Origin of the sequence: Streptomyces atriruber (genome assembly GCF_001418325.1) — a bacterium.
Taxonomy (GTDB): domain Bacteria; phylum Actinomycetota; class Actinomycetes; order Streptomycetales; family Streptomycetaceae; genus Streptomyces; species Streptomyces atriruber.
On the sequence record NZ_LIPN01000274.1, the window covers coordinates 1 to 8,946 of the forward strand.

An 8,946-nucleotide genomic window follows, 5' to 3' on the forward strand; every position below is an offset into this window, starting at 1 on the left:
ACCCCGAGGACCCCGAACGCGAGCCCGGTGGCGAGCGCCGAGTAGCCCAGCACCTCCTGGAGGTAGAGCGTCATGAGGAAGACCAGCGAGGTCTCGGTGGCGAAGGCGATCAGGCCCGCCGTGTTGCCCCACACGACCGAGCGGCGCCGCATGATGCGGACGGGCACGAGCGGCGCGGGCGAGCGCTGTTCCACGAACCAGAAGGCGACGAGCAGGCCCGCGCCCGCGAGCAGCGCGCCGAGCGCGACGGGCTCGGTCCAGCCGCTCCCGCCCGCCCGGGTCAGGCCGTAGACGAGGGCCAGCAGCCCGCCGGTGACGGTGACCGCGCCCGGCAGGTCGAGACGGTGTCTGCAGACGATCCGCGAGTCGGTGAGGAGGGACGGCGCGAGGGCGACGACGGCGGCCGCGACGGGCACGTTGACGAAGAACGCCCAGCGCCAGGAGAGCAGTTCGGTGAGGAGCCCGCCGAGGACGGCGCCGGCGGTGAAGCCCGCCGACATCAGGGCGCCGTTGAGGCCGAGCGCCCGGTCCCGCAGCGGGCCCTCGCGGAACGCGGTGGTGAGCAGGGCGAGCCCCGCCGGGGTGACGGCCGCGGTCGCGAGCCCCTGCAGCACGCGCGCCGTGAGCAGCACCTCCGGCGAGGTGGCGAGGCCGCCGAGGGCCGAGGAGAGGCCGAGCAGCGCCATGCCGCCGATGAAGAGCCGCTTGCGCCCGAACAGGTCGGCGATCCGGCCGAGGAGGAGCGTGAAACCGGCGGCGGCGAGCGCGAACGAGGTGGCGATCCACTGGAGGTCGGCGAGGGAGAAGCCGAGCCCTTCGCCGACCACCGGCAGGGCGACGTTCAGGATGGAGAAGTCCACGGCGATCATGAACTGGGAGCCGAGGAGGAGGGCGAGAACGAGCTTCTGCCGCCCGGTCATGGTGGTGGTCGCAGTCGGCGTGGTCATCACAGCGTCTCCAGGTCCACCGCGTCGGCCATCGCCCGGTACCCCGCGTCGTTCGGGTGCAGGTGGTCGCCGCTGTCGTACGCGGGGGCGATCCGCTCCGGGTCCTGCGGGTCGGCGAGGGCCTTGTCGAAGTCGACGTACGCGTCGTACTCGCCGGAGGTCCGCACCCACCGGTTGAACGCGTCGCTCACGGCGGCCGCGTGCTTGCCGTAGTGGTCGGAGCCGCCGAGGGGGAGCAGCGTGGCGCCGACGACCCGCACGCCCTTCGCCCGCGCCTCGCGGATCAACTTGCGGTGGCCGTTGATGAGTTCGCGGGCGGAGACGACCGGGGCGGGCTTGTAGGTGGGCTTGTCGGTCTCGCTGAAGCCGATGTCGTTGAGGCCTTCGAGGACGACGACCGTGCCGACGCCGGGCAGGTCGAGGGCGTCCCGCGAGAGGCGGTTGGTGCCCTTCTCCCCGAACCAGGCCGAGTCGTTGAGGACCAGGTTGCCGCCGATGCCCGCGTTCAGGACCGGGCGCGGCTTCCCCGCCTTGTCGAGGCGCTCGGCGAGCGCGTCGGACCAGCGGCGGTTGCGGTCGGTGGAGGAGGCGAAGCCGTCGGTGATGGAGTCGCCGAACAGGACGACGCCGTCGCGCTTCGGGGCGGTCCGGGAGCTGCCGACGTCCACGCCGGAGAGGTAGTACCAGGATTCGGTCGACTCCCCGAAGGCGCGGCCCCCGGTGTCGGCGGTGTGGTTGCCGTCCGCCCGGTAGCTGGTCGCGAAGGACTGGGCGTGGAAGGTGGCGGGTCCCGTCGTGCCGGAGAGGTGCAGGGTGACGGTGACGGACTCGAAGGCGTCGAGGTCGAGGTCGGCCTTGTCGCTGGAGAGTTCCCCACCGGCCGGTACGGACGCCGACGCCTTCCCGCCGAAGGTGAGCCGCCTGACCGAGCCCAGCTCGACCGACGCCCCCTTCGCCGTACGGGCGACGGTGGCGCCCGCGATCCGCAGCGGGGACGTCCCGTACGCGTTCGAGAGCCGGATGCGGGCTCTGTCGCCGCCCTCGGTGACGCGGACGACCTGGCGCAGGGTCTGGCCGTCGAAGCCCGCCTCGGACCAGTTGGGCTTGAAACCGATGCTGGGCCGCTGCGGGGCGCTCGCCCAGGCGGCGGTCCAAGAAGAACCCTGCCCCGCCTCCTTCCCCTTCTCGTCGTGGCCGGAGGAGGCCTGGGCGCCGGTCACGGCGAGCCCCGCGGTCAGGGCGAGAGCGGCGGCGGTGGCGGTGACGGCGAGGGTCGTGCGGGCACGCGAAATCATCGTGGGCTCCTGGTGGTTGAAGAGGGAGGGTGTCCGTCCGGCGGGCCGCCGTCCTGACTCCTCAAAGATCCGCCGGGAGCGGTCCCCCATCAACGGCGATCTGTGGAACGATCGACGCGCTCAGGCTTATCGATGCAGGTCACAGGGGGTATGCGGTGGAGCGGCAAGAGCTGGAGACCTTCTTGACCCTGGCCGAGGAGCTGCATTTCGGCCGCACCGCGGAGCGCCTCCTGCTCTCACAGGCCCGTGTCAGCCAGACGCTGAAGAAGCTGGAGCGCAAGATCGGCGCCCCGCTCTTCGAGCGCACCAGCCGCGTGGTGCGGATGTCCCCGCTGGGCCGTCAGTTGTACGAGGATCTGGCGCCGCTCCACAAGGAGATGGAGGCGGCCGTGGCCCGCGCCAAGGACTCCGCGCGGGGTGTCGGCGGCGCGCTGGACGTCGGCTTCCTCGGCGCGGGCGCGGGCACGCTGACCGGCCCGATCCTTGCCCTCTTCCGGGAGCGCCGCCCGGCGGTCGAGGTGCGGATGCGGGAGACGCAGTTCCAGGATCCGCTGGGCGCGCTGCGCGGCGGCGAGGTCGACGTGCTGTTCACCTGTCTCCCCGTCGAGGAGCCGGACCTGACCGTCGGCCCGGTCGTCATCAACGAACCGCGCCTGCTGGCGATGCCGGTCGGCCACCCGCTCGCCGGACGCACCTCCGTCTCCCTGGAGGAGCTGGCGGGCGAGACGTTCTTCGGCGTCGTGAACGGCGCGCCCGCGTACTGGTGGGACTTCCACGTCCCGCCGCGCACGCCCAGCGGCCGCGAGATCCGCCGGGGGCAGGCCGTCGCGTCCTTCCAGGAGCTGATGACCCTCGTCGCGGCGGGCCAGGGCATCTCCCCGGTCGTCGCGTCCGTGGAGAAGTACTACGCGCGCCCCGGCGTCACCTTCGTCCCCCTGGACGACGTGCCGTCCGCCGACGTCGCGCTGATCCACCGCACGGAGGGGACGAACGCCCGCGCGGAGGCGTTCATCCGGGCGGTAAGGGACACGGTCGAGGCGAACGGCGGCCCGGCGGCGTTCTAGGACGGGCCCTGGGGCGTGCAGGATGCCCGCATGACCGCTCTGAGCTATTCCGCCGCATTCATCACGTTCTTCTCCGTGGTCGGGCCGCCCAAGGTGCTGCTCGCCTTCGCCGGGCTCGCGCAGCACCATCCCACGGCCGAGCTGCGGCGCATCGCGCTGATCTCGTCGGCGGCCGCGGTCTTCGTCGGCCTGGTGACCGGCATCGCCTCCCCCTGGCTCCTCGACCTCTTCCACATCTCGACGCCCGCACTGCAGCTCGCGGGCGGCGTCATCTTCTTCATCTACGCCGTCGGGCTCGTCCTCGGCATCCACCTCGGTTCGGACGGCGCGGACACGGACGCGCCCGACCTGGCGAGTGGGGTGCGGCAGCTGCTCATGCCGTACGTGGTGAGCCCGCTGGCGATGACCGCCGTACTGATCGAGGGCGCGGCCCGCGACTCCTGGACGTGGCGGTCCACGGTCGTCGGCGCGTACGTCACCGTGATCGTGATCGACCTGCTCTGCGTGGTCGTCCTGGTCCGCGTCCTGCAGCGCACGCACCACGCCACCATCGAACTCCTGGGCCGTCTCCTCGGGTTGCTGCTCGCCGCGGTCGGCGTGGACCTGGTCCTGGACGGCCTGACGTCACTGGGGGTCGCGGTGGCCCGCGACGGCCACTGACGGGACGGCGCCCGGGTCCGGCTCCTCGACCAGCATCTCCGGGCGCCCCGTGACCAGGAGCCACGCGGGCAGCGCCGCCACGCACAGCACCGGCAGCAGCGCCATGTCCATCACCACCACGGCCGCCGTGAAGAGGCTCAGCCAGCCCTGCCGGGTGGTGGCGAGCAGGATGCCGAGGACGGCGCAGGTGACGGCGAGGGAGAGCGGCACGGCATCGACGAGCGCGTGCGCGAGCATGCCGAGGGCGACGCCCACGAACACCGCGGGGAAGATCCGCCCGCCCCGGAACCCGCACGTCCCGGCGACGACCAGCGCCGCCAGCTTCACGAGGGCGAGCAGCAGCAGGTTCCCGGCGCCGTGCGCGTCGGCGTGCGCGGTCAGCTCCTTCATCTCCTCCAGCCCCTTGAAGAGCGTGAGGTGCCCGCCCAGCGCGCCCAGCGCACCGAGCACGAGCCCGCCGGCGGTCAGCATGACCACGGGGTGCCCGAGCTGCCGGAACGCCCGGTGGAAGAGCGGGAACGCGTACACGGCGGCGAGCCCCACCACCGCCGCGGCCGAGCTGATCGCCATCGCGGAGACCACGTCGACCAGCCGCGCCCCGGGATAGGGCGGCACCTCGATCCGGAACGCCGGATGCGCGACCAGCACGGTCGTCAGCGCCCCCGCCCCCGCCGCCACCAGCGGCGCGAACAGCCGGTCCCACAGCGGCCGCGGGTCGTCCCCCACGGAGATCTCGGAGAGGACCAGCGCCGCGGCGACGGGCGTGCCGAACAGCGCGCCGACCGTCCCCGCCGCCGCGAGCCCGACCCAGTCCGCGGCCCGCGAGCGCGGCATGGCCCGCATCCCGAGCGCGTACGCGAGGGCGATGTTGATGGCCGTGATCGGGTTCTCCGGACCGAGGCTCACCCCGCCCGCGAGCCCGATGACCACGGCGAGCGCGATGCCCGGCAGCAGCCGCACCGGCAGCGGCGGATCGACGAGCCCCATGGCCGCCGGGTCGGGCCCCGCGTGCCCCGGCACCTTCCACACGACGAGCCCCACGACCAGGCCCACCACGGTCAGCGTGCCGAAGATCCACCCCGCGGACGTCCCGGATACGCCGAGCGCGTCGGGCAGCCGCTCCCACAGCACGTCCTGCAGCCGCTCGGCGACCCAACTGAGCCCGAGCAGCAACAGACTCGCCCCGACCCCGACGAGCAGGGCCGGGACGATCAGCGGCGCCAGCGCGCGGGCGCCCGCCGGGGACCCGGTCAGGGCCCGGCGACGTCGGAGCGGTCGTTGCAGAGCGCCCAGATCACGAAGACGCCGATCGCGATCGAGATGAGCGCCCAGACCGGCGTGTACGGCAGCCACAGGAACTGCGCCACGATGGCCAGCGCCGCGAGGGCGACGCCGGTCGCCTTCGCCCAGCTCGCGCCCTTGAGGATGCCCCAGCCGACGACGGCCACGAGGATGCCGAGCACGAGGTGGATCCAGCCCCACGTGGTGAGGCTGAACTTGTAGACGTAGTCGCCGATCCGCTCGTAGACGTCGTCCTTCGCGATACCGGCGATGCCCTCGAAGATGCCGAGGATGCCGTTCACCATCATCAGGACACCGGCGAACATCGTGCCGCCGGACGCCCAGAGCGCGGAGCCGCTCTCGTCGTGCTCCGGCCTCTTGCCCGGATCGGGCGAGTTGGGCGCGTCGGGCGCGGTCGCGGTGCTCATGGGGTCCCCTTCTCTGTTGCGTTCAGGGACCCACAGCGTCGAACGGGGTTCGGCCCGGGGCGACCGGGCTTGCGCCGAACGGGTGACACGACGAGTTACGTGATTTCCGTCACCTGAGCGCGATCGGCTGATTACGCTGTGCACATGGTCAAACTGCGCGACCTCGACCCCAGCGCGTCCCCCCTTGACTACTACGGCTCGGAATTGCGCCGCCTCCGCGAGGCAGCGGGCCTGAGCCAGCCGCAGTTGGGGTCCTGTGTCTTCGTCACGGCGTCACTGATCGGCCAGGTCGAGACGACGAGGAGGGTGCCGACGAGGGACTTCTCGGAACGGGTGGACGCGGCGCTGGGGACGGATGGGTTGTTCTCGCGGTTGGTGGGGCTGGTGTTGCGGAGCCAGTTGCCGCCTTGGTTTCAGGCGTATGCGGAGATGGAGGCGCAGGCGAGTTTCATCTCCACGTACCAGTGCCAGTTGGTGTACGGGCTTTTGCAGACACAGGCCTATGCTCGGGCGCTACTTTGCGTTGATCACCCGGATAGGGCCGACGAGTTGGTGGCTGCGCGACTGGAACGGCAGCGCATTCTTGAGCGCCAGTACCCGCCTGCCCTGTGGGTTGTGCTCGGCGAGGCAGTGCTGCATCAGGAGGTGGGCGGCGCGGACGTGATGCGGGGTCAGCTGCAACACCTGCTGGAGTTCCGAGATCACCCGTGGGTGCAGATCCAGGTGTTGCCTTACTCGGTCGGTCAGCACACGGGAATGATGGGCGCGTTCAATCTCCTTCGCTTTGATGACGCCCCGGACCTCTTCTACGCGGAGAGCTACGACACCGGGCACATGACTGCCAATCCGCAAGTGATCAGGGAGCGTTCCGTCGGATACGCTCGACTGCAGGGCTGCGCTCTCTCGACGGACAGCTCGGCAGAACTGATCGCTCGCGTGATGGAGGAACGCTATGGACAGCGTGCAGCACCTGACGGGCGCACAGTGGCGTAAGTCGACCTACAGCGGAACGAGCGGCGGCGACTGCATCGAATGCGCCCCCGGCAACGGCGCCACGTGGCGCAAGTCGACGTACAGCGGCAACACCGGCGGCGACTGCATAGAGCTCGCTCAAGCCCAGTGCAACGGCACCGTCGCCGTACGGGACAGCAAGAGCCCCACCGGCCCCACCTTCACCGTCACCCGAACCGCCTTCACCCGCTTCGTGACCGCCGCCGCTAGCGGAGATCTCCCGCGATCCGCGAGGTGACCACCTCGGCCATCCGCCGGATGCCCGGCGAACGAACCGGGCAAGGACGGGACTTGGCCGTGGTCGGCGCCAGGCAGAAGTGCAGGAAGTCGTCGTCGAGGTGGAGCGCCGTACGACCGGCGCCCCGCTCCGTGCAGTACGCCGGATGTTCCCGCTCGTACGCCGTGCAGGGCAGCTTCTCCACCCACGTGTAACGCGCCGACGCGGGGGCCACCGCCTTGCCCGCGTCGGCGACGAGGCCGCCCGAGGCGCGGGCCTGTGCCTCGTAGATGGAGTTCACGCGCCGCACGCGGTCGGGCGTGATCGCGTCGGGTCCCTGGAGGACCCACACGACACGGGTCCGTACCCCGCCCGCGCCCCGGATCTGCGCGGCGAGCCGCCGCGCGTCCGCCGCGTACCGGTCGAAGTACTTGTCGCGCTGCTGGTCGTACGTGATCCCCTTCATGCAGGGCGTGTAGCCCCATGCGTTGCCCCAGAACTGGAGGACGACGTAGTCGGGCCGCTCCGCCCGCACCAGGGCGGCCGCCTTGTCCTTGTCGGGGACGAGGGAGTCCTCGCCCGTGCCGTCGAGGTAGTCGCAGAGGGTCGTCCCCGAGTACGGCGCGCTGCGGTACCGCGCGCCGAGGCGGTCCTTCAACTGCGCGCCCAGGACGTCCTGGTTCTCCATGGCGAGGGAGTCGCCGAGGTAGAGGACCTTGGGTGCGGGCTTGGCCGGTGCGTCGGGCGCGTCCCTCGCCGCCCGCTGCCGGGTCGTGGCGGAGGGCGCCGCGGACGGTTCGGGAGGCGCCGCGCGATCCGTGGCCCCGGGGAGGTCGGCCGGTGCCGCGTCCCCGGAGCCGGGGTCCCCGCAGGCGCCGAGCACCAGCACCCCGGCCAGGACCCCCGCGCCCCACAGACTCAGCTTCCGCTTCCGCTTCCGCATGCGGCAACTCCCGCCCCAGACAGCCGAAATGGCCACCAGGCAAACACACGAGCGTCGGGGAGGGAAGTGCTCCGCGTGCCAAGTCCGGTCAGCGGGCGGCCGGACCGCGTTCCGCCCGCTCGAAGCGGCGGGCCAGCACGCGGAAGGACTCCTTCGGCTCCCAGTGCCAGGGCGACTCGGGGTCGTCGGGCCGCTTCCGGACGGCCTTCGTCAGCCCGTAACCGGCCATGTCGAGGTCGTGGCGCGGGGAGTCGGGCCGGTGCGGCAGCTCGGGGCTGACGAACTGGTAGACCAGCGCGGCGTGCAGGTTCATGGACTCGAAGACGTCGAAGACGTCCGAGAGGTACGCGGCCTGGGTGCCCTCGCTGCGCTTCAGCCCGCCGGTGATCTCCGGCGGATCCTTGGTGTAGTCGATGGATCCGTACCAGCCCATGCCGCCGTCCTGCGGCGCCCCTTCGTACGTGCAGGAACCGCACTCGGTGATGGCGACCGGCTTTCCCCAACGCGTGTGCGGGGTGAGGTCCTTGACGTAACCGTCCGGGCTCCCGTGGTACCCGTAGTAGTTCACGCTGACGAGGTCGAAGAGGGACCAGTCGACGTCGTCGTCGTGCGCGGCGCCGTAGGTCAGCGGCCCCCGGAAGACGCCGCGCCCGGTCTTCGCGGCGACGCCGATGAAGCGCCGCGTCTTCCGGACCATCTGCTGGGGGTCGTAGTTCCCCTTCAGGATGTTCTCGACCCGCTCCACGGCATCGGCGCCGGGCACGATGCCGGGCACGAACAGCACGAACTCGCAGCCGACGCTGAGGTACACGCGAGCGCCCTGCCGCCGCAGCCGCTCGGCCTGCCGCCCGGTCTCGGCGAGGTGGTCGAGGATGTCCCGCTCCGGCACGTCCCCGAGGCGCGGCTGCAGCCAGACGTGCAGGCCGCGCTCGGCGGCCTCGGCGGCGGTGGCGGCGAGCCGCTCGACCCCGGTGCCGTAGACCGAGACGGAGTTCGCGTGCAGCTCGTGCCGGATGCGGCGCAGGTCGCGGCGCATCCGGGCGGCGTGCCACGCGGTGGCGGGGCCCTCCCCGTCCCCCACCTCGTAACAGACCCCGCGA

The 8,946-nt window shown here is 71.8% G+C and carries 10 protein-coding genes; 4 read left to right on the plus strand and 6 right to left on the minus strand.

What is annotated here, in order from left to right; translation table 11 throughout:
- The coding region (locus AOK03_RS26665; RefSeq protein WP_157869090.1) for an MFS transporter at positions 1–947 on the minus strand (947 nt) is incomplete at its 3' end.
- Entirely contained in the window at positions 947–2,242 is a 1,296-nt protein-coding gene (locus AOK03_RS26670; protein WP_055567890.1) for an SGNH/GDSL hydrolase family protein, read from the minus strand. The genes AOK03_RS26670 and AOK03_RS26665, both read right to left, overlap by 1 nt.
- A gap of 155 nt (positions 2,243–2,397) precedes the next feature.
- Here AOK03_RS26670 and AOK03_RS26675 point away from each other — a divergent pair, with 155 nt between their 5' ends.
- Together AOK03_RS26675 and AOK03_RS26680 are read left to right on the plus strand one after the other, a co-directional pair.
- Positions 2,398–3,306: a LysR family transcriptional regulator gene (locus AOK03_RS26675; RefSeq protein WP_208609604.1), complete on the plus strand. Its 909-nt coding sequence runs from the start codon at positions 2,398–2,400 to the stop codon at positions 3,304–3,306.
- A 30-nt stretch (positions 3,307–3,336) separates the two neighbouring features.
- The gene (locus tag AOK03_RS26680) at positions 3,337–3,966 is read left to right on the plus strand and encodes a MarC family protein (protein WP_055567891.1); all 630 of its coding nucleotides are present in this window, start codon (positions 3,337–3,339) and stop codon (positions 3,964–3,966) included.
- On the opposite strand, the gene AOK03_RS26685 is transcribed toward AOK03_RS26680, so the two are convergent.
- A complete protein-coding gene (locus tag AOK03_RS26685) occupies positions 3,931–5,220 on the minus strand; it encodes an ion channel protein (protein ID WP_055567897.1) in 1,290 nt (429 codons plus the stop codon). The two genes, AOK03_RS26680 and AOK03_RS26685, sit on opposite strands and share 36 nt — an antisense overlap.
- Complete coding sequence (locus AOK03_RS26690; protein WP_055567892.1) at positions 5,217–5,675, minus strand: DUF7144 family membrane protein; 459 nt, start codon at positions 5,673–5,675, stop codon at positions 5,217–5,219. The genes AOK03_RS26685 and AOK03_RS26690 overlap by 4 nt, the downstream gene beginning before the upstream one ends.
- A gap of 144 nt (positions 5,676–5,819) precedes the next feature.
- Between AOK03_RS26690 and AOK03_RS26695 the strand changes: the two genes are divergently transcribed.
- Together AOK03_RS26695 and AOK03_RS26700 are read left to right on the plus strand one after the other, a co-directional pair.
- Positions 5,820–6,668, plus strand: a complete 849-nt coding sequence (locus AOK03_RS26695) for a helix-turn-helix domain-containing protein (protein WP_055567898.1) — start codon at positions 5,820–5,822, stop codon at positions 6,666–6,668.
- Positions 6,628–6,924, plus strand: coding sequence for a DUF397 domain-containing protein (locus tag AOK03_RS26700; RefSeq protein ID WP_055567893.1), 297 nt, complete (start codon positions 6,628–6,630; stop codon positions 6,922–6,924). The genes AOK03_RS26695 and AOK03_RS26700 overlap by 41 nt, the downstream gene beginning before the upstream one ends.
- On the opposite strand, the gene AOK03_RS26705 is transcribed toward AOK03_RS26700, so the two are convergent.
- The gene (locus AOK03_RS26705; protein ID WP_055567894.1) at positions 6,893–7,846 is read right to left on the minus strand and encodes an SGNH/GDSL hydrolase family protein; all 954 of its coding nucleotides are present in this window, start codon (positions 7,844–7,846) and stop codon (positions 6,893–6,895) included. The genes AOK03_RS26700 and AOK03_RS26705 overlap by 32 nt on opposite strands.
- A gap of 88 nt (positions 7,847–7,934) precedes the next feature.
- On the minus strand, positions 7,935–8,946 hold a 1,012-nt coding region (locus tag AOK03_RS26710; RefSeq protein WP_063792584.1), incomplete at its 5' end, for a hypothetical protein.